The organism is Chryseobacterium sp. MMO-72 (assembly GCF_037146035.1).
In the GTDB taxonomy this organism is placed as follows: Bacteria; Bacteroidota; Bacteroidia; order Flavobacteriales; family Weeksellaceae; genus Chryseobacterium; species Chryseobacterium indicum.
This window is the reverse complement of record NZ_JBBCWG010000018.1, coordinates 1-21,067: the sequence shown is the minus strand read 5'-3', so window position 1 is coordinate 21,067 and position 21,067 is coordinate 1. Positions and strand designations below refer to the sequence as shown.

General features: G+C 35.5%; 20 protein-coding genes. 13 read left to right on the top strand and 7 right to left on the bottom strand.

Annotated features, from left to right (window positions below; translation table 11 throughout):
• Nucleotides 1-342: 342 nt before the first annotated feature.
• The 4 genes from WFH39_RS18950 to WFH39_RS18935 all read left to right on the top strand — a co-directional run bounded on the left by WFH39_RS18950 (nucleotide 343) and on the right by WFH39_RS18935 (nucleotide 3,991).
• Complete coding sequence (locus WFH39_RS18950) at nucleotides 343-765, top strand: PaaI family thioesterase (protein WP_336691021.1); 423 nt, start codon at nucleotides 343-345, stop codon at nucleotides 763-765.
• A gap of 66 nt (nucleotides 766-831) precedes the next feature.
• Nucleotides 832-1,176 (top strand): phage holin family protein, encoded by a 345-nt coding sequence (locus tag WFH39_RS18945; protein WP_076394950.1) that lies wholly within the window; start codon nucleotides 832-834, stop codon nucleotides 1,174-1,176.
• 156 nt (nucleotides 1,177-1,332) lie between these two features.
• Nucleotides 1,333-3,327 (top strand): S9 family peptidase, encoded by a 1,995-nt coding sequence (locus WFH39_RS18940; protein ID WP_336691020.1) that lies wholly within the window; start codon nucleotides 1,333-1,335, stop codon nucleotides 3,325-3,327.
• Between the two features lie 172 nt (nucleotides 3,328-3,499).
• The gene (locus WFH39_RS18935) at nucleotides 3,500-3,991 is read left to right on the top strand and encodes a DNA-deoxyinosine glycosylase (RefSeq protein WP_336691019.1); all 492 of its coding nucleotides are present in this window, start codon (nucleotides 3,500-3,502) and stop codon (nucleotides 3,989-3,991) included.
• Between the two features lie 48 nt (nucleotides 3,992-4,039).
• On the opposite strand, the gene WFH39_RS18930 is transcribed toward WFH39_RS18935, so the two are convergent.
• Entirely contained in the window at nucleotides 4,040-4,732 is a 693-nt protein-coding gene (locus WFH39_RS18930; protein ID WP_076394991.1) for an AIM24 family protein, read from the bottom strand.
• A 407-nt stretch (nucleotides 4,733-5,139) separates the two neighbouring features.
• Between WFH39_RS18930 and queA the strand changes: the two genes are divergently transcribed.
• The 6 genes from queA (at nucleotide 5,140) to WFH39_RS18900 (ending at nucleotide 10,935) form a co-directional block, all read left to right on the top strand.
• Nucleotides 5,140-6,189: a tRNA preQ1(34) S-adenosylmethionine ribosyltransferase-isomerase QueA gene (gene queA, locus WFH39_RS18925; RefSeq protein WP_214590255.1), complete on the top strand. Its 1,050-nt coding sequence runs from the start codon at nucleotides 5,140-5,142 to the stop codon at nucleotides 6,187-6,189.
• A gap of 47 nt (nucleotides 6,190-6,236) precedes the next feature.
• On the top strand, nucleotides 6,237-6,584 hold the full coding sequence (locus WFH39_RS18920; protein ID WP_336691018.1) for a four helix bundle protein: 348 nt from the start codon (nucleotides 6,237-6,239) through the stop codon (nucleotides 6,582-6,584).
• 44 nt (nucleotides 6,585-6,628) lie between these two features.
• Nucleotides 6,629-7,663 carry a 23S rRNA (adenine(2503)-C(2))-methyltransferase RlmN gene (gene rlmN, locus WFH39_RS18915; RefSeq protein ID WP_336691017.1) on the top strand — a complete coding sequence of 345 codons (1,035 nt, stop codon included), beginning with the start codon at nucleotides 6,629-6,631 and terminating at the stop codon, nucleotides 7,661-7,663.
• Between the two features lie 76 nt (nucleotides 7,664-7,739).
• Nucleotides 7,740-8,678, top strand: a complete 939-nt coding sequence (locus tag WFH39_RS18910) for a sterol desaturase family protein (protein ID WP_336691016.1) — start codon at nucleotides 7,740-7,742, stop codon at nucleotides 8,676-8,678.
• Between the two features lie 331 nt (nucleotides 8,679-9,009).
• Nucleotides 9,010-9,888, top strand: a complete 879-nt coding sequence (locus tag WFH39_RS18905; RefSeq protein WP_336691015.1) for a hypothetical protein — start codon at nucleotides 9,010-9,012, stop codon at nucleotides 9,886-9,888.
• Between the two features lie 69 nt (nucleotides 9,889-9,957).
• Entirely contained in the window at nucleotides 9,958-10,935 is a 978-nt protein-coding gene (locus tag WFH39_RS18900; protein WP_185205311.1) for a polyprenyl synthetase family protein, read from the top strand.
• 52 nt (nucleotides 10,936-10,987) lie between these two features.
• Here the strand turns inward: WFH39_RS18900 and WFH39_RS18895 are convergent, their stop codons facing one another.
• Both WFH39_RS18895 and WFH39_RS18890 read right to left on the bottom strand, forming a co-directional pair.
• Nucleotides 10,988-11,785 carry a hypothetical protein gene (locus WFH39_RS18895; protein ID WP_336691014.1) on the bottom strand — a complete coding sequence of 266 codons (798 nt, stop codon included), beginning with the start codon at nucleotides 11,783-11,785 and terminating at the stop codon, nucleotides 10,988-10,990.
• A gap of 185 nt (nucleotides 11,786-11,970) precedes the next feature.
• The gene (locus tag WFH39_RS18890; protein ID WP_228427557.1) at nucleotides 11,971-12,267 is read right to left on the bottom strand and encodes a hypothetical protein; all 297 of its coding nucleotides are present in this window, start codon (nucleotides 12,265-12,267) and stop codon (nucleotides 11,971-11,973) included.
• 134 nt (nucleotides 12,268-12,401) lie between these two features.
• Here WFH39_RS18890 and WFH39_RS18885 point away from each other — a divergent pair, with 134 nt between their 5' ends.
• Together WFH39_RS18885 and WFH39_RS18880 are read left to right on the top strand one after the other, a co-directional pair.
• On the top strand, nucleotides 12,402-14,834 hold the full coding sequence (locus tag WFH39_RS18885) for an alpha-ketoacid dehydrogenase subunit alpha/beta (protein WP_336691013.1): 2,433 nt from the start codon (nucleotides 12,402-12,404) through the stop codon (nucleotides 14,832-14,834).
• A gap of 89 nt (nucleotides 14,835-14,923) precedes the next feature.
• A complete protein-coding gene (locus tag WFH39_RS18880; protein ID WP_336691012.1) occupies nucleotides 14,924-15,658 on the top strand; it encodes a class I SAM-dependent methyltransferase in 735 nt (244 codons plus the stop codon).
• A 47-nt stretch (nucleotides 15,659-15,705) separates the two neighbouring features.
• Here WFH39_RS18880 and WFH39_RS18875 read toward each other — a convergent pair whose 3' ends face one another.
• The gene (locus WFH39_RS18875) at nucleotides 15,706-16,572 is read right to left on the bottom strand and encodes a hypothetical protein (protein ID WP_336691011.1); all 867 of its coding nucleotides are present in this window, start codon (nucleotides 16,570-16,572) and stop codon (nucleotides 15,706-15,708) included.
• A 409-nt stretch (nucleotides 16,573-16,981) separates the two neighbouring features.
• The gene (locus WFH39_RS18870; RefSeq protein WP_336691010.1) at nucleotides 16,982-17,377 is read right to left on the bottom strand and encodes a winged helix-turn-helix transcriptional regulator; all 396 of its coding nucleotides are present in this window, start codon (nucleotides 17,375-17,377) and stop codon (nucleotides 16,982-16,984) included.
• 369 nt (nucleotides 17,378-17,746) lie between these two features.
• Between WFH39_RS18870 and WFH39_RS18865 the strand changes: the two genes are divergently transcribed.
• Complete coding sequence (locus WFH39_RS18865) at nucleotides 17,747-18,808, top strand: NADH:flavin oxidoreductase (protein ID WP_336691009.1); 1,062 nt, start codon at nucleotides 17,747-17,749, stop codon at nucleotides 18,806-18,808.
• 205 nt (nucleotides 18,809-19,013) lie between these two features.
• Here the strand turns inward: WFH39_RS18865 and WFH39_RS18860 are convergent, their stop codons facing one another.
• Both WFH39_RS18860 and WFH39_RS18855 read right to left on the bottom strand, forming a co-directional pair.
• Complete coding sequence (locus WFH39_RS18860) at nucleotides 19,014-19,175, bottom strand: bacteriocin-like protein (RefSeq protein ID WP_271247804.1); 162 nt, start codon at nucleotides 19,173-19,175, stop codon at nucleotides 19,014-19,016.
• Between the two features lie 425 nt (nucleotides 19,176-19,600).
• The gene (locus WFH39_RS18855; RefSeq protein ID WP_336691008.1) at nucleotides 19,601-20,803 is read right to left on the bottom strand and encodes an aminopeptidase C; all 1,203 of its coding nucleotides are present in this window, start codon (nucleotides 20,801-20,803) and stop codon (nucleotides 19,601-19,603) included.
• Nucleotides 20,804-21,067 lie beyond the last annotated feature (264 nt).

Sequence of the window (21,067 nt, the reverse complement as noted above, 5' to 3'; positions counted from 1 at the left end):
ATAATTCTTAAACTCTCAAATATCCTTAATGATTAAAACATTTGCGCCATTTGTGAAATCTATTCGTGCAATTCGTGTTTAAATAATAATCCTTAACTTCTCAAATATCCTTAACGGTTAAAATATTTGCGCTATTTGTGAAATCTATCCGTGCAATTCGTGTTTAAATAACTTCAGCCAAAACTCAATAATTCTTAACTTCTCAAATATCCTTCATGGTTAAAATATTTGCGCCATTTGTGAAATGTATCCGTGCAATTTGTGTTTAAATCAAAAGCAAACATAATATTTTCGCATTTGTAAAAAAATTTGTGCAACTTGTGTTCAAATTATAAACAAAAAATGACACCCCATAAAAAACAGCTCATCACCGACAGTTTCCACCGCTCCGAGACATTAAAATTCTACAAAGCCGAACTTCTGGAAGTAGAAACCGACTTCATTTCCATGAAAATCCCGAAAATGGAACTCATGACAAGAAAAGCGGGAATGTTCAACGGAGCCATGATTGCTTCTTTGGTGGATGTTTCTTCCGGTTATGCAGCAGTAAGTCATTACGAAGAAGACTGTTATGTCGTAACCGTTGAATTGAAAGTCAATTATTTAAGACCTGCTATCGGGGATGCTTTAATTTCGAAATCTTATGTGATAAAAGGAGGTTCAAAGATCAGTGTGATCCGCACCGAAATTTATGTGGTTGATAAAGACGGAGCTTCCGAAAGTCATGTTGCCACGTCTTTGGTTACGATGATGAAGATCAGATAATTTTTTATAACAAGTGGAATAGCTTTTGCACAGGAACACGCATCAACAACATTAAAAAATCATACTATGAACTTAATTATTCGACTTTTGGTAACGGCCATTGTTGCTTATCTTTTAACATGGATTTTACCGGGAGTACACTTTACAGGATTTGGCGGAGCGATCATTTTTGCCATCGTTTTAGGACTTTTAAATTTAATTGTAAAACCTGTTCTTAATATTTTGGGATTGCCTTTAACGATTATTACATTGGGGCTGTTCACTTTAGTAATCAATGCAATTATTATCCTGATCGCGGATTATTTTATAGACAGCATGATGGTAGACGGATTTTTGTGGGCACTTATTTTCAGCATCCTGCTTTCCATCGTCAGCTCACTGGCAAACTCAATGTTTTCGGACGGAGATTAATTTAAAATTTAAAATGATATAAAAATCGCCTGTTAAAACGACAGGCGATTTTTTGTGCGCGTTTGTGTTTTAAAAATAGTTAACTTTGGCAATCTTTGAATTAAATAAAGACTTTATGATCGGATTGAATGATAAAGTCATAAAAAATGAATTAATATGAAACTTAAGTACAGTCTGCTGGCTTTGGCAGCTCCGCTTTTAATGAATGCACAACAACTAATGACGCCTGAAATTTTATGGACTTTGAAAAAAGTTGGAGTACAGGCAGTTTCTCCGGATCAGTCCTCGTTAATCTACAAAATAGGACAGACCGATCTTAAAACCGAAAAAACAAAAAGCGAGAACTATTTCCTGAATGTTCTGAACAATCAGTCCGTGAAAGTTGATTTAGGCAAAAAAGCACTGATTCAGTGGGATAAAAACGGATTGTATGCGCAGGAAGGCGATAAGATTTTTCTTTCAAAAGATAACGGTAAAACATGGACGGAATTTTATACCATCGGTGAAGCAGACAACATTGTTATTTCTCCCGACGGTAAAAAAATAGCCTTCAGCAAGCAGGTCTTGGTGGAAAAAGTAATGGGAAAAGACAAATATTCCGATACTCCGAAAACCACCGCGCAGGTTTATACAGATCTGAATCACAGACACTGGGATTATTTCAATGAAGGGAAATACAATCATGTTTTCGTGGTAAATGTTTCGGAAAAAGCAGATTCTGCAAAAGATTTACTGGAAGGGAAAATGTGGGATTCGCCACAAAGACCTTTTGGCGGAGCGGAAGATTTCATCTGGAGTCCGGATTCTGCACAGCTTTTATATGTAACTAAACCGAAAAGCGGCAAAGAATACTCTACAAGCACAAACACAGATATTTTTGCCTACGATCTGGCTTCAGGAACAACAAAAAATTTAACTGAATCCAATAAAGGATACGACGTTAATCCGAAATTCAGTCCGGACGGAAAATCACTTTTGTGGCAGAGTATGGCAAGAGACGGTTATGAAGCCGATAAAAATGATGTAAAAATCATGGATTGGAAATCCGGAAAAACAACAAACCTCACCGCAGGTTGGGACGAAAGTGTTTCCGGAGATGTTTTCTGGAGCGGAGATTCAAAAATGATCTATTTCACGGCAGCTTTCAGAGGAACGAAGCAGTTATTTTCTTTAGATCCTAAAAATGCTAAAGTGCAGCAGATCACAAAAGGTGATTTTGATGTGAATGAAATTTTTGCCGATCAGAAAACTTCACTTTTGGTAGGAAGAACAGATATTAACCACGCCACAGATATTTTCTCTGTTAACCTTAAAAACGGAGAAATGAAGCAGGTTACGGAAGCCAATAAAGAAATGTATGCACAGTTGGCTCAGGGAAAATCTGAACTGAAAATGGTGAAAACTTCAGACGGAAAAGAAATGGGAGTGTGGTTCCATTATCCGCCAAACTTTGATCCGAATAAAAAATATCCAACCCTTGTTTATTGTCAGGGAGGTCCGCAATCTGCATTAACACAATTCTTCAGCACAAGATGGAATTTTGCTTTAATGGCAGCCAACGGATACATTGTTGTTGCACCAAACAGAAGAGGAATGCCGGGTTGGGGAACAAAATGGAATGAAGAAATCTCAAGAGACTGGGGAGGACAACCAATGAGAGATTATTTGGCCGCAACAGATTACGCAAAAACTTTACCTTACGTTGACGGAAGCAGAGTAGCGGCTGTCGGAGCAAGTTATGGAGGATACAGCGTATTTATGTTAGCCGGAATTCACGAAAACAGATTCAAAACGTTCATTGCTCATGATGGATTATTTGATATGAAATCTTGGTATTTAACAACAGAAGAACTTTGGTTTGCGAACTGGGATCTCGGTTCACCATGGGAAAAACCGCAACCAAAAGCTTATACGGAATTCAACCCAAGCAATTTTGTTGATAAATGGAATAAGCCGATCATGATCGTTCAGGGCGGAATCGACTTCAGAGTACCTTATGAACAGGGACAGGAAGCATTTCAGGCAGCAAAACTGAGAGGTTTAAAATCTAAACTGGTTTATTTCCCGAATGAAAATCACTGGGTGCTGCATCCACAAAACGGATTGGTTTGGCAAAGAGAATTCTTTGATTGGTTAAAAGAAACGTTATAAATGTAATCTTCCCTACTGAATTCCCCTCCTTTGGAGGGGTGGCAAAAATTCATAGAATTTTTGACGGGGTGGTTTAAACAAATATAAAAATCAACAGAAAACGGGCTTTTAGTCCGTTTTTTGTTTTGAAAATTAAGAATGACTTTAGCCAAAATGTATATATATTTGAATCATGCAAAACAGAATATCTTCCTTTCCACCCATCATCGACAAGGATTCTAAAATTATCATTCTGGGATCAATTCCCGGTGTAAAATCGTTAGAAAAACAACAGTATTACGGTCATCCCCAAAATAAATTCTGGAAAATCATCTTTGAATTGTTCAATGAAGAATTTACAGAAGATTATGCGGAAAGAATCAATATTTTAAAGAAACACAACATTGCACTTTGGGATGTTATTGATTCCTGCGAAAGAAAAGGAAGTCTGGATTCTGAAATAAAAAATGAAGAAGCCAATCAGATTGAAGAGCTCCTGGAAGATTATCCGAATATTAAGGCAATCTTTTGTAACGGCGGAAAGTCCTATAAAAATTTGCAGAAAATTTTAGGAAAGAATTATAAAATACCTGTATTTTTACTGCCTTCTACAAGCCCGCTTCATACAGTGTCTTTTGAAAAGAAACTGGAGGAATGGAAGAAGATTGTAGAATTTCTGAATTAAAATAGCAGGAATAAAAACTATCCCTGCTAAGATTTATTTGAAAAATACTTACTTCTCAATCCTATAAACCTCCTCATAAGGCTGAATCAAAACCCAGCCATTTCCTGAGAATTTCATCTGAAATTCCTCACCACTTCCTCTTCCGATCAGACTTTTAAAAGAAACATTGGTTTTCAGTTCAGGAGAAAGGTTTCCGGACCATGCAACGGTGGCATTCGGATCTGTGAAAACCGGAGCATCGGGAGTTACCAATAATGTCAACGGTTCACCGTGAGTGGTAATCGCAATATGTCCGGTTCCGGATAATTTCACCTGAAAAAGTCCGCCAGACATTACGCCTGCAATACTTTTTAGCATGGTAATGTCGCTTTTAATACTTTGTTCGTGTGCCAAAACGTCGTTTCCGTTCACGCAGACTGCTTCATTATTTAAATAAAGAATACGAACTTTTTTCCCGGAATCCGCAACGTACAATTTTCCGGTTCCTTCGGCTTTCATTAATTTTGCTCCTTCGCCGCTGATCGCTTTTTTCAATAAGTTTCCAATTCCTCCGGAAAGCATTCCCTGTCTTTCGAAATTAACGTTTCCGATGTAGCCAACCATGCTTCCTGCCTTCGTCCAGACAGACTGATTATTAAGGTTGATCTCCAGAAGAGAGGGTTTTTCCAGTTCGAAATAATCTCTTTCCATTGGATTTTCTTTCGTTTCGTTCACAAAAGATTCAATCGAATATTTGCTCATAGTGTAAATTTTTAATGTTCTCAAAAATAGCTTTTTTACGGTATAAAAAATATCGGGAAATCACGGTTTTATTTCAATTAAAATTAATTTAAATACTTTGAATCTTTGTATTTTCGAAAATAAGTCAAACGCCCTTGTTTATCTTGGTTTCAATAATTTAAACAAAATTCTTAAATAAAACTTTTTTAATTTCAAGAAATACAAAGGCATCTCATTTAAAAAATGCAAAACAGAAAATAATTATATTATTGATTATTAGTTAGTTGTGTTTATTTAAAAAATGCATAAAGAGTTACTTTAACATCTATGTAAATAATACTTGACAAAGGGGTTTCGAATATCGTATATTTGCACTCCGAAAATTACACCATGTAATTTCTATAAATTTTTAAACCGTAATTTAAAAAATGAAAACATCAGATTTTAATTTTGATCTTCCTGCGGAATTATTGGCAGAACACCCATCAGAACACAGAGACGAAGCCAGATTAATGGTTTTAGACAGAAAAACTGAAACAATTCAGCACAAACTGTTCAAAGATGTGGTAGATTATTTCGACGAAGGAGATCTTTTTATCTTCAACAATACTAAAGTTTTTCCTGCACGTTTATATGGAAATAAAGAAAAAACGGGAGCTAAAATTGAAGTTTTCTTATTAAGAGAGCTGGATAAGGAAACCCGCGTTTGGGACGTTTTGGTAGATCCTGCAAGAAAAATCAGAATAGGTAACAAATTATTCTTCACAGAAGATGAATCTTTAGTAGCAGAAGTTATAGACAACACCACTTCAAGAGGAAGAACTTTAAGATTCTTATTCGATGGTTCTTACGAAGAATTCAGAGCCAAATTAAAGGAATTGGGAGAAACTCCGCTCCCGAAATACATCAAAAGAGACGTTGAACCTGAAGATGCGGAAAGATACCAAACCATCTATGCAAAAGTAGAAGGAGCGGTTGCAGCACCAACTGCAGGACTTCACTTTTCAAAACATCTCATGAAGAGACTGGAAATTAAAGGAATCGACTTTGCTGAGGTTACACTTCACGTTGGTTTGGGAACATTTAACCCGATTGAAGTAGAAGATCTTTCTAAGCACAAAATGGAATCTGAAGAAATCTTCATCGATGAGAAAAATGCTCAGATCATCAACAATGCTGTGGAAGCAAACAGAAGAGTTTGTGCCGTTGGAACAACTACCATGAGAACTTTGGAAACTTCTGTTTCTTCAAACAAGAAGATCTCTGCTTTCCACGGATGGACCAATAAATTTATTTATCCTCCACATGATTTCGGAGTGGCAAACTGTATGATTACAAACTTCCACACGCCAAAATCTACATTAATCATGATGATCGCAGCGTTTGCAGGAAGAGATTTCGTAATGCACGCTTACGAAGAAGCCGTAAAAGAAAAATACAAATTCTACTCTTACGGAGACGCAATGTTAATTTTGTAACAAAATAAGTAAAAAGAACCAGGTTAAAAGTAAAAGGTATAAAAGCTGTGAAACAGAATGATCTACTTGAAAGGACTTTTATATTTGGAGTTAATTGTCTTAAGTTTTTAAGATCACTTCCAAATGATCCTGAAAGTAAATTAATCAGATTTCAACTGGGAAAGTCAGCGACTTCAATAGGAGCAAATTATGAAGAATCTCAGGCCGGATCTTCTAAAGCTGATTTTAAAAACAAAGTAAAAATTGCTTTAAGAGAAGCCAGAGAAAGTAGTTTTTGGCTTCGGGTTTTAGAAAAGCTGGATGGCTACGATTCTGAAGAATTTAAAACTTTATTAAATGAAAGTGCTGAATTGAAAAATATTTTAGCTGCAATAGTTAATAACACAAAGCTGTAAAAACTTTTTAATTTTTACTTTTAACCTGGCTCTTTAAATAAATTATGAAAGACATCAGAACTTTATCACTGGACCAGCTCAAAGAATATTTTGTTTCTTTGGGAGAAAAACCGTTTCGTGCGAAGCAGGTGTACGACTGGTTGTGGAGTAAAAATCTCCACTCGATTGATGAAATGACGAATCTTTCAAAGTCTCTTCGTGAAAGAATAGCGGAAGAGTATACCATCAATCCTGTTTCTGTGGATCAGCTTCAGAAAAGCACAGACGGAACCATTAAAAACGGAGTGAAATTACACGACGGCTTATTGGTGGAATCCGTTCTTATTCCTACAGAAACCAGAACGACAGCCTGCGTTTCTTCACAGGTTGGATGTTCATTAAACTGCGAATTCTGCGCAACCGCAAGACTCAAAAGAATGAGAAATCTTGAAGTTGCCGAGATCGTAGATCAGGTTGCTTTAATCGACAGCCAGAGCAAAATGTACTTCGACAGACCGCTTTCCAACATAGTTTTTATGGGAATGGGAGAGCCGATGATGAATTACAAGAATGTCGTGGAAGCAATCCGGAAAATTACCCAGCCGGAAGGTCTGGGAATGTCTCCGAGAAGAATTACGGTTTCTACTTCCGGAATTCCGAAGATGATCAAAATGCTTGCTGATGAAGAACTGAAAGTGAAATTAGCTTTATCACTCCATTCCGCAATCGAAGTAAAACGCAATGAGATCATGCCTTTTTCCGATAAGTTTCCTCTAACGGAAATCATGGAATCTCTTCAGTACTGGTATAAAAAAACAGGCTCTGTCATTACTTTCGAATATTGTGTATGGAAAGGAATTAACGACGGAGATGAAGACATCAAAGCCCTGATTAAATACTGTAAACAGGTTCCTTCGAAAGTAAATTTAATCCAGTATAATCCCATTGGAGATGGAAAATATGACCAGTGCAACAAACAGGCAGAGGAAAAGTATATCCGCCAGCTTGAAAATGCCGGAATTGTCTGTGTGGTAAGAAAAAGCCGTGGCGGAGATATAGATGCAGCCTGCGGACAGCTTGCCAATAAGTCTTCGGATTAAATTTTTATTAAAAAAAACAAATATTTTTCTTATCGTTTTTGTAAAATCCTAACTTTGTACCACAAATTTAAAAGTGATGATGGATTACTTTATGGATGAAAATGGATTGGAAAGTGTCTACTCATGGGCAATTCCTGTTCACGCTGCTGTTATTTTAGCCGAAATGATTTACAGCCATGTTTCCGAGGCTAAATTATATGATAAAAAAGACGTTGCAACAAGTGTTTATTTGGCACTGATGAACTTCGGGCTGGATCTTTTAATGAAAGGATTTGCCATGTTTGTCATGTTTTTCTTTTACAATCATAGATTTTTCACGTGGGAATTTACGATTTGGTATTGGCTGATCTGTTTTGTGGTAACGGATTTCGCGTACTACGTTCTTCATTATGTAGATCATCATTCCAGAGCATTCTGGGCGGTTCATATTACGCACCATAACTCGGAATATTTCAATTTGACCACAGGTTTCAGAAGTCCGGTTTTACAGCCTCTATACAGATATTTGTACTTTTCGCCACTGGCTTTTTTAGGATTCAATCCGTGGCACATTATGGTGGTTTATGCGATTGGTCAGGTTTACGGAACGTGGGTGCATACGCAGACTGTAAAAAGTATGGGGTTTCTGGAATATATCTTGGTAACGCCCTCTCATCACCGTGTTCATCATGCATGTAACATCAAATATCTTGACAGAAATATGGGAATGTGTCTTATTATCTGGGATAAAATTTTCGGAACTTTCGAAAAAGAAGATCCTAATGTTCCTGTAAAGTACGGTATTTATCCAAAAATGCCGAATGACAGACCAGACACTGTTTTGTTATATGAATGGAGAAAAATTTGGAAAGATATTAAACAGCCGGGACTGAAATTTTCAGATCGTATTAATTATATCTTTAATTCTCCGGGATGGCGGCACGACGGAACCGGAAAAACAGTGAGACAATATCAAAAAGATTATTGGGCAAGAAAAAATAAAAATAAAGATCAGGTTCAGAAGAAATCTGCTTAGTTTTCTAAACAATGGTGACGCTATTTTGACACAGATTTCACAATATTTGAATTTAAATATAATCTTACAATAAATTAGGACGGGCTTGCTCGTCTTTTTTGTTTGCTTAAATTTAAATTCAATCTCTTCTTCGTTATCTTAGTTAAGTGAAACGGCTTTCCGAACTTAAAAACGAATAGTAATAAAAAAATCTTTGCGAGCTTTGTATTAAAAAATTACTCAACTTTATTATGTTCAAAACTACGAAAAGCATATAAAATTCTACATAAGTATTAGTGAAATTAGTATAAAAAATTAGAGCCATTTGTGTTTAAATAAATATTTTTACCGCATGAAAAAGCTTTTCCTCATACTTACCATTACCGTTTCAACAGTCTCATTTTCCCAACAGGCGGATCTGTTCAAAATCAGAAAGTACAGAGTCAATTATTTGGATGATAAAGTGAAAGAAACTTCAGGGCTGAGCTTAATCAACGGAAAACTGTATACTTTTAACGACAGCGGAAATTCTCCCGAACTTTTCGAACTGGATAAAAAAACAGGAAAAATTATCAGCATCGTACAAATCAACGCTAAAAATAAAGATTGGGAAGCACTTACAAACGACGGTAAAAACTTTTATATCGGAGATTTCGGAAACAATGGCGGAACCAGAAAAGATCTCGAAATTTATAAAGTTCCTTTTGAAAATAATACATTAAATAACGATTCTGTAAAAGTAATTTCCTTCGAATATCCCGAACAGCAGGAATTTATTCCGAAATATTCCGAAACAGATTTCGATGCGGAAGCGATGATTTATTTAAATGGCAAAATTCATCTCTTTACAAAAGAATGGGGTTCAAAATCAACAACACATTACATTATCGATCCTGAAATTTCAGAAAAGCAAAAAGCACAGAAAACAGAAACTTTTAAGACCGGTTTTATGGTAACAGATGCTTCTTATTTTAATAAAAAGCTTTATTTGATAGGCTATACCAAGAAAACAGAAGTTTTTTTAGATATATTTAATGAAACCGAATCCGGAGTTTTTTTTAAAGAAAATCCTAAACATTATTATCTCGGAAGCGCTTTATCCATTGGACAAATTGAAGGAATTGCCGTTGATGAAACAGGAATCTATATTTCGGGGGAAAAATTTCATTCTCCGATTGGCGGAGGAAAACAAAGCCTGTATTTTATTCCGATAGATAAACTCAAAGATTAATTTCTCTTAAAATTGCCCGAAAAAAATTATCTTTGTGGGAATTAATAATTTATCTCTTATTCAAAGATTGTGGCGAACACCGTTGAAGAAATCAAGCGACCGATCAATGAGGAAATGAAACTTTTCGAGCAGAAGTTTTATGAATCCATGCAGAGCAAAGTACCTTTACTAGATAAAGTCACTCGTTTTATCGTTACCACAAAAGGAAAGCAGATGCGTCCGATGTTTGTCTTTCTTTGTGCAAAATTAGTCGGCGACGTCAACGAAAAAACGTATCGTGGAGCTTCCATGATTGAGCTGATTCACACCGCAACTCTGGTGCATGATGATGTGGTGGATGAAAGTTTTAAGCGTCGTAATTTCTTTTCAATCAACGCATTGTGGAAAAATAAAATTGCTGTTTTGGTAGGAGATTATCTTTTATCCAAATCTGTTTTATTATCTACAGATCATAAAGACTACGATTTATTAGGCGTTATTTCAAGAACCATCCGCGAAATGTCTGAAGGCGAACTTCTTCAGTTGGAAAAAGCCAGAAAACTGGATATTACAGAAGAAGTATATTATGAAATTATCCGTCAGAAAACAGCGACTTTAATTGCTGCGTGCTGCGAAATCGGCGTTTTATCGAATAATGCAGATGAAGTTCTGGCTAAAAAAATGATGGATTTCGGAACTTATACCGGAATGGCTTTCCAGATCAAAGACGACCTTTTTGATTATTTAACTTCAAACGTTATCGGAAAACCGGTAGGAATTGATATCAAAGAGCAGAAAATGACGCTGCCCCTGATCCATACTTTAAAAACAGCCAGTGAAAAAGATCGTAAATATTATTTCAATACCATTAAACGTTACAATAACGATCAGAAACGCGTAAAAGAGCTGATTAATTTTGTTAAAAGTTCCGGAGGTCTGGAGTATGCGATTACCGTAATGAAAGACTTTCAGCAAAAAGCAATTGATATTCTGAACGAATTTCCCGATTCTGAAGCAAAAAAATCATTGCGAATTATGCTTGATTACGTAATTGAAAGAAAATTTTAAATAAAAATATAATAAGCCGGATTTTCCGGCTTATTTTTTATTAAGATCCTGATTAAATCTTCTGAATCGTTACACTTGTTACATTTCCGCTTCCCGTACTTCCCGTTTCTGTCGCCAAAACAGTACAGTTCTGATTCGGAGCTGCTGTAAAACGTACCTGATAACCTGCGGTTGGAATCACAAGCAACGTTGTATAATTCATAAGTTCACCCACCGAACCGGAAGTTGCTACTGCATTATAATGACTGCCTCGTCCTAAATAATCAGCATCCGGAACTGGTCTTATTCCAATCAGCAATTGAGTTCCTGCCGGAGCATTTACAAAACTTGCCTGTAAGGTAATCAGATAATTTCCTGCCTGATTGAATGTTAAAACTCCTGTAGTAGTGTTGTAAGAATAATAAGGGGAAGTTGATAAAGGAGTACCGAATAATAAAGTTGTAATAGAGGAATTGGCGTTCTGATTAGCGGTTAGCCTTGCGTGAAATAACGAGTACGCATTGAAATTTATGGTTTTTAAAACACCGTTTGCATCTGCAACAACCACCCTGTCTGTTCCTCCAATGCCAACATTTGAATTGATGTTGCGAATTCTCGCATTACCTGTTACAATATCTAATTTTTCTGTGGGAGCAACAGTTCCGATACCTAAATTTCCAGATGAAGTAACGGCTACGTCGTTAGATTGCTGTGCAGTAGTCGGTGTTCCCGTGGCTGCATTATCTCTGGCGCCGTCTACATGAAAGGTGGCTTGAGGATTACCCGTATTTATGCCTACTTGTGCGAATGTTGTTCCGGAAAGGGCACAGAATAAGAATAAGCCAACTGACTGAAATAATGATTTTTTCATGATCCTTTTAAATTTGTGAATTTTTTTCAAGATCGTCAAAATGTATGCCGTGTTATTTGTGAATTTTAAGCTGAAATATTAAATAAATTATTGATAATTTTTAATTTATATATATTATTTGACTTTATCTGTTTGTTATTGATGATAATTTAAATATAATTGAATATTAATTATTTTATTTAAAGTTAAATTATTTTCACTGTCACAATAATTACAGCCAGAACAATGCAAAATAAAGCGATTAAAAATAAATAATCCGCAATAGTTTCAAATCTGAAAGAACGTCTTTCATGTTTTGATCTTATAGCCAGAAAAGAAAAAAAGCAGCTGAAGGCAAAAAACAGACAGGCAACTCCGGCGAACTCGTCCAAATGCGTACTGTGGCTGATTTTTGATATCTTTAATGAAGTGATGATTACCAGAGAAAACCCCAGAAGATTACTCGATGCATTAAGGATATGAGACGATTTTTTCTCCATCATTTACAAATTTATTCCAATATAAACACAATTTATTTTATTATCAAATTTTTAAAAAAGATTATTAAAAATTAAAATTAATTTAAAAAGTGTATATTAGCAAAATACTTCAAAATAAAAATATTTAATATTTGGCTATGCAGACAACCTATATTGAAACACAGCAAATTTCCTTTCAAGATTTTAAAAATCAGATACTTGAAGATTATAAATTAGGAAGGATTTCTCGTGAAATGTCCTATTTGGGAAGAAGAGAAGTTCTTACGGGAAAAGCTAAGTTTGGTATTTTTGGGGACGGAAAAGAGCTTCCTCAGCTTGCAATGGCGAAAGTTTTCAGAGATGGAGACTTCCGTTCGGGATATTACAGAGATCAGACCTTTGCATTGGCTGTAAATGCGTTGACTGTTGAAAGTTTTTTTGCACAATTGTATGCAGATACTAGCGTGGAAAGAGAACCTGCTTCAGCCGGAAGACAGATGAACGGTCACTTTGCGACAAGAAGTTTAAATGAAGACGGAAGCTGGAAAGATTTAACGGCTCAGAAAAATATTTCTTCCGACATTTCTCCTACTGCGGGACAGATGCCGAGATTATTAGGATTGGCTCAGGCTTCTAAAATTTATAAAACCGTAAAATTCGAAGGTTCTGAAAAGTTTTCCAGAGAAGGAAATGAGATTGCTTTCGGAACAATCGGGGATGCTTCTACAGCGGAAGGTCATTTCTGGGAAACACTGAATGCGGCTTGTGCGCTTCAGGTTCCAATGGTAGTTTCGATCTGGGACGACGGGTACGGAATTTCTGTTCCTACGAAAAATCAGAGAGCAAAAGCCGATATCGCTGAAATGCTGAGCGGTTTCCAGAGAAAAGAAGGAGAAAATCAGGGGTGCGAAATCATTCAGGTAAAAGCTTGGGATTATCCTGCGCTTTTGGATGCTTATGCTAGAGCAGAACAGTTTGCAAGAGTAGAAAGTGTTCCGGTAGTGGTTCATGTGATTGAAGTTACGCAGCCACAAGGTCACTCCACTTCAGGATCTCATGAAAGGTATAAAAATGAAGAACGTCTGTCTTGGGAATCTCAGTTTGACGGATTGGTGAAATTCAGAGAATGGATTTTAAACTATTCCATCGAAATTGAAGGAAAAGAAGAAGTTCTGGCAACAGCAGAAGAGCTGGATGCTATTGATAATGAAGCTAAAAAAACGGTAAAAACAGGACAAAAACAGGCTTGGGAAAATTATCAGAAAACAATTACAGATTTAATCGGTTCCGTTTTACCTTTGGTAGAAAATCTTAAAGGGCAAAACGCTGAAATCGATAATTATATTACTCACTTCAATAAACTGGTTTCAAAAGCGAAGAAAGATGTTTTCCATTTGGTGAGAAAATCTTTACTGGCAACGAGAGGAACCCATTCTGCGGAAAGAAACCAACTGATGCAGAAATATAACGAGATTTTTGAAGTTGAAAAAGACAATTATTCTTCTCACTTATATTCTCAGTCTCAGTGGAAAGCAGAAAACGTAAAGGAAATTAAGCCCATTTATTCCGACGCTTCTGAAGATGTGGACGGAAGAGTAGTGGTAAGAAACAATTTCGATAAAATATTCGAAAAATATCCTGAAACTTTAGTCTTTGGTGAAGATGCCGGAAATATCGGTGACGTAAACCAAGGTCTTGAAGGAATGCAGGAAAAGTACGGTGACGTTCGTGTTGCCGATACTGGAATCCGTGAAGCAACCATTTTAGGACAAGGAATCGGAATGGCAATGAGAGGTTTAAGACCGATTGCCGAAATCCAATATCTTGATTATATTCTGTACTGTTTACAGGGAATGAGCGACGATTTGGCAACCGTTCAGTACAGAACAAAAGGAGGTCAGAAATCGCCGGTTATCATCAGAACGAGAGGTCACAGACTGGAAGGAGTTTGGCATTCAGGTTCTCCGATGGCAGGAATTCTGAATCTTTCAAAAGGAATTCTGGTATTGGTTCCGAGAAACTTAACCAAGGCTGCCGGATTCTACAACACCATGCTTCAGAGCGATGATCCGGCTGTAATCGTTGAATGTTTAAATGGGTACAGATTGAAAGAAAAGCAGCCTGATAATTTAGGTGAGTTCACTGTTCCAGTCGGAAAAATAGAGGTGACAAAAGAAGGAAAAGATGTTACGTTGGTTACTTACGGTTCTACGTGGAGAATTGTAATGGAGGCAGCAGAAGAACTTGAAAAATTAGGGATTTCTGCGGAAGTGATTGATGTTCAGTCATTAATTCCTTTCGATTTAACAAATGAAATCGCTGAATCTGTAAAGAAAACAAACCGATTGGTTGTGATTGATGAAGATGTGGAAGGCGGAACTTCAGCGTTTATCCTTCAGCAGATTCTAGAAAAACAAAAAGCGTTCAGATTCTTGGATTCTGATCCGTTGACAATTTCTGCAAACGATCACAGACCTGCGTATGCAAGTGACGGAGATTATTTCAGCAAACCTTCTGCGGATGATATGGTTGAAAAAATCTATGCAATGTTTAACGAAACAAATCCTCAGAAATATCCGGCGATATTTTAATTGGGATTTTAAATAAATTTAGAAACCGCTTTCTTTTGGAGAGCGGTTTTTTTGTTAAGAATTTGTAAATTAGATTTTAAAGCCTGTTTATGAAAATCACAAAACTTGTTGTCCTCTTTAATTATCAAAAAATAGTACTTGGGTTTATTGTTTCGCTTCTTCTTTGTGCATTATCATTTTGGATAAATTCAGTTCCGGATATTTTAATATTAAGAATTTTAAGTGCACTTATCATATTAAATATTTTTGCATCACTTATTGCTTCTTACATTTTATATGACGAATCTGATTTGTATGAATTGAGCAATTTAAAGGGAATTGTGGATTTGGAGAAAGTTGAAAATGCAATTTTAGTTCACGCAAGCTTTGATCCTTTGTCAAAACGATTGGAGGAAAAATATCCGGATTTGAATTTAACGGTTTGTGATATTTTTGGAAATCGTCACGAACAGGAAAAAGGAATAGAAACTTCAAAGAAAGTATTTCCACCCAATCCTAAAGAAATAAAGATTAAACCGGATCATCTTCCTTTTGATAATCAATCTCAGGATATAATTCTTGCTATAACTGCACTTCACGAAATTTTAGATCACGACCAAAGAGTTTTATTTTTCAAAGAAGCGAAGAGAATTTTAAAAGATGATGGCTTAATAATCATTTCCGAACAATTCAGAGATTTGACAAATTTTATTTTCTTTAACATCGGAGCTTTTCATTTTTTAAGTCAAAAGCAATGGAAGATTGCTATTTCTGAAGCTGGTTTGAAGATTATTGAAAATAAGAAAATTACGCCTTTTGCTAATATGTTGATTGTAAAAAAGTGAAATTTTAAATAAATTTTTTGAACCGCTTTCTCTTTGGAAAACTGTTTTTACATTATCTTTTTAATAAAATATAATTTATTCTCAATAAACTGTATAGAACGTTCTGTAGAATTTCCTGAAGTATCATAGATGATATGAATATAAAAAACGAGGAAGAATAGTATATTGACCAAAAATAGTGAAGTATTGAATTTTCCTTGTAAATAAACGTTTTTCTCATGATTATCAGGCAATGCACATATTATTAATATTAGAAGTAATAGCGAATAAATGTGATTCCAGCGAAACCAATCTGCGCCTAAATAATAAAGCGGGCTCACCCAAATGATGGAAATAACAATAAATATTTTCAATAGTTTAAGCTTTTCTGGTAAATATTTCTTAACAAAAAGAAATGATAAAACTGTCATAAACAGGAACTCCAGTGCAAACAAAATATATGATTTATAAGCAAGTAACATATTTTTTCTTTCCAAAGGAGCATCATAATTGAAAATATTCCATCTGTCTAATGTAATTCCGCGATGTTTTAAAATATCCAGACTTTGCCCTTGATTGATTTCTCCTCCACAAAAAAATAATATAAACATAATAGCTGTAGATAATATAAAAAGAGTTCCAAGATATTTTAAATCTAATTCTTTGGTTTTCAGAATATAGGTGGCAATTACAAAAGGTAAATAAAAATAATACAGTTCATGTATAAAAAGACCAATCAGAAAGGCAATAAATAATACTACCTTTTTTATCTTATTTGTTTTTCCGGATACAAAATATAGAATTAAGGCTAGTAAAATAATTTCTTTCCTTCCGGAATTAAAAATATTAACAGGAATAAATAAAAGGCAAAGTGGCGAACAGATTAAGATTAAAATATCCCAATTAAGTTTTTTTGATAGAGCTAAACGGATCAAAAAAAAGAAAATAGTTGTAAAGAAAAAAGACTGAATGAGAAATATTTGGGTATTAAGGGGAACTTTCAAATGATCCTGAATAAAGAACAAAAAATTTCCGGATAAACCTCTTCTTTTGAAGCCACCGTCATTATAATTGATCAGCCAGTCTGAAACGGTCCAACCAAGGATTGGAAGATTGGTCTTTACATATAGCTGTAAAATTATATAAGCCAGAAGGATAAAAAGAAAAACTAAATATGCATAAAGTCTTATGTCCTTTAATATTTTGATCATATTGTTTTTGATACGGAATTAAAATACAAAAGAATGAAAATATCCCATACTATTGAAGGAATATTCAGAAATAGTTTTTCATTACAAAAAATAAAAATCAGAGTTGATAAAGTGTTCGATTTATATTAAAAGATTAAATTTTTAAGGGATTTTTTTCCTTAATGTTTTTATTTAAAAAAATCTTACAATCCTTTTCTTTCTCAGGATCATACACATGATATTTCGTTTCCCATTCTTCCAGTTGATATAAAATAGGAAGGAGAGCCAATCCTTTTTCTGTGAGTGAATATTCAACTCTTGGAGGAATTTCTTTAAACTCCTCACGAATTACCAATCCGTCGGATTCCATTTCTCTAAGCTGATCGGTCAGAACTTTTCTGGAGATCACATTGATTCTTGCTGCCAATTCTCCGAAACGCAGTTTACGGTCTTTAATCACCAATACAATGATCGGTTTCCACTTGCTACCCAGAGCAGACATTGCTTTTCCCAAAGGACAGCTGTATTGCATCAATTCGTTCTTTTTCATAAAGGTGTATTTCTAATTTCTGTTTTTTGTTGAACACAGAGCCCACAAAATTTCTAATGATTAATTGCTTTTAAGTTTCACAATGCCGTTTCACTTATAAGAGATACAGAATTTTTAAGATTTATATTTTCTTAAGAATGACTTAAAATAAAAAATGTGCTAATCTTTTTTGTTCCTTTTTATTCTGTCGAACCTTCGGTTTATGGTTAAATAAAAATTAAAATCCAATCTGCTTGCAAAATCTCATCTGTTACTTTAAAGTTACTAATGTAAGTTACTGCAAAGTTACTACTTTTTTCAATCCGAAAGATACAAATATGAACTATTATTAGTTACTTTGTGTAACAATTATAAAATAATAAGTTAAAAATGAGCACAGAATCATTATTTAAACCTTTTAAATACAAGAATTTAGAACTTAAAAATAGAATTGTAATGGCTCCCATGACGAGAGCACAATCCGATAACGGGGTTCCTACGCAGCAAATTACAGATTATTACGCAAGAAGAGCGGCTTCCGAAGTGGGATTAATTCTTTCGGAAGGAACGGTCATCAACAGACCTGCTTCAAAAAACTTACAGAATATCCCGGATTTTTACGGAACAGAAGCATTGAACGGCTGGAAAAACGTAATCGATGCAGTTCATGAAAACGGAGGAAAAATGGGACCACAAATCTGGCACGTTGGAGACACAAGAATGTCGGAAGATTATCCTTCGGTTGAGATGGAAAATGCTTCTGCCATGACGTTGGAAGACATTCAGGATACGATTGCTCAATTTGCGGCTTCTGCAAAATCTGCGAAGGATCTGGGATTCGATGTTTTGGAAATTCACGGAGCACATGGTTATCTCATCGATCAGTTTTTCTGGGATGTAACCAATACAAGAACCGATGAATACGGAGGTAAAACCCTGAAAGAAAGAAGCAGATTTGCGGTAGATGTGGTGAAAGCAATCAGAGCTGCGGTTGGTGAAGATTTCACGATTATTATTCGTCTTTCTCAGTGGAAACAGCAGGATTATTCTGTAAAACTTGCGAATACACCGGAAGAAATGGAAGAGTGGTTATTGCCATTAAAAGAAGCGGGAGTTGATATTTTCCACTGCTCTCAAAGACGTTTCTGGGAAGCAGAATTCGAAGGTTCTGATCTTAATTTCGCAGGATGGGCAAAAAAAATCACGGGACAGCCAACCATTACCGTAGGTTCTGTAGGTCTTGAAGGAGATTTTATGGCGGCTTTCGGAGGACAGGGAACTGAAAAAGCTGATTTAACTGAACTTACGAAAAGACTGGAAAGAGGAGATTTCGATCTGGTTGCGGTTGGTCGTGCGCTTTTACAGGATCCGGAATGGGTGAAGAAAGTCAAAGAAGAAAAAACAGACGAGCTTCAGGATTTCAAAGCAGAAAGCATGGCAACACTTTATTAAAAGTCAATGGTGAATTGCTTTGCTGTCAATTTTTATTGAACCATTCATTAACCAGCAAAGCGAATTAACTATTCACTTTCTACCATAATTTTACCTATCAATTATTTTAAACGAAACCGCTTCAGGAGAGACCCTGAAGCGGTTTTTTCTTTGAAATATTCTAATGATTTAAAAGAACATTAATTTCAGACACCTGAATTTACATTTAATTAGGACATCCAAAAGTAACAGAAACACATTTCCAGTATCCCGGAATTCCATTTTTTGGCGGATAGTAACACTCTACAGTGTTTGCTGGACATTCCGGAGCATTTCCTCCGTTGATTTTTTTCAAATCAGATTTTGGTAATTTTCTTAGATTTTTCATAGGAATAATTTTGTTCGTTACCAAATATAATATTTCTCCACTAAATGAAAAAATAAAACAACCCTAAAAAAATGAATCTACTTTTTCCAATTCACCTTTAAGAAATTAAGCCTGATTAAAAGAAAATCAACGGAACCTTAAACAGCAAAGCTAATAACTCCTTACTGTAAAATCTCAATGGTTTAAATAAGAAGCTATTCTAAAAATTAAAATAACTTTTCGATATTTTTTAACATTAAGATTTCATATTTTAATTAAGAAAAATCAATATGAATTTGAAAGCTTTAATCAGCTAATTGCAATACTTTATTACTTTTTTTTAATGTAAACAATAAACAAAATAAAACCGTTCCCAAAAATGCGAACGGTTTTTAACAGATTTAAATATCTAAAATTGTCATCCATAATGACAAAAGTGATCACATTTAGAGACCAATATTTTTTGTTGGTTTCAGTTGCTTTTTAATTGACTTCGGAAGCGCATCCTTATGAACCAGAATTGCTGTCGATTTGTATTCTACATAAGGTCTTGTTACGTAAATATACCCCTCAAAATCATTCGTTACACCCCAGGAATTTTTCACCATATAATATTCTTTCCCCGACTGATCTTTTGCCAGTCCTACGATGTGCATTCCGTGGTCGTCAGTCGTAGAAAGGTTATTCAAAGCCTTCTGACGCATATCTTCAGTAATCGTTTTGTCTTTTTTCGGTTCTGTGAATAAAGTCCCTTTATTTTCTTTTGTGATTTGGTCAAGATCCATGTCCGGAACATAAGCAATCCCGTTTTTATAAGAGAAATAAGGCTCAGAAACATCCGTTGCCCAACCTACAGAATATCCTTTGTTTACAGCATTGTCGATAATTGCCGTTAAATCTTTCATCGGTACATTCCAGTCAGAATCATGGCTCCAGTTATCCGGAATCGGAACTACAAATTTCTGGTAATACGGATAATCCTTATAAGAAGAAAGTTCTACATAATCTTCCGGATTGATTCCTACAACCTCTTTCGCAAAAGTTTGCGGTGTGTAAGATTTTCCTTCATACGTAAAGTTGGCAGGAACTTTTCCAAGATATTCATCCAGAATGGCATCAACGGAAGACATCCAGTTATCCGTCAGTTTTCCTTTAGAACCAGCCTGAACCAAACTGTCAAGAACAGGCTTCAATTTTCCCTGCATTTCAGAGAAATTATTTAAACTCTGCCCCTGCTTTAAACCTGTGTAAACATCCTGTGGAACGGCTCCGTATTTTTTATACATATTGATTACGTCGTGAAGCTCTCCGCCGTCTCCCCAACTGATCGCGCCGTTATTCAGAACGTATAATTTAGCTTTATCGTGGTAAGAATTTCTTGCAGTGTATATCTCCGCCAGATCAACAGGTTTTTTGCCCATTCTCTGCATCTCAGACTCAAGGAAAGAGTTTCCCGAATAGCTCCAGCAGGTTCCCGAAGATCCCTGATTTTTTACCGAAGTTGCACCTACATCTTTCAGCGTGGTAAACTGGAAATTAGCATTCTGGGATTGGTTGTTTTTTAACTTGTTGATTAAGTCATCCTGTGCAAACATCATACTTCCTGCAGACAAAACAAAAAGTAATGACACAAATTTTGAATTTTTCATTACTAAAAAGATTATTTATAAGAATAGTCGTTCCTGTTAAAGATTTGTTACAAAGACAAAGGTTAAATTGAATATCGTGTTTTCCGACAAAAAAGTTTTTTATCAGGAGCTGTTTCGCGCTTTCGCTACTCGCTTTTTTGGGTTTTCGGGGGGGGGGGGGGGGGGGGCGCCCCCCCCCAACAACAAAGGCAAACGACCCCCCCACCCACCAAGGACCCAGGGGGGGAAAAGAAAAAAAAATTATAAAAAAAAAAAAAAAATAAA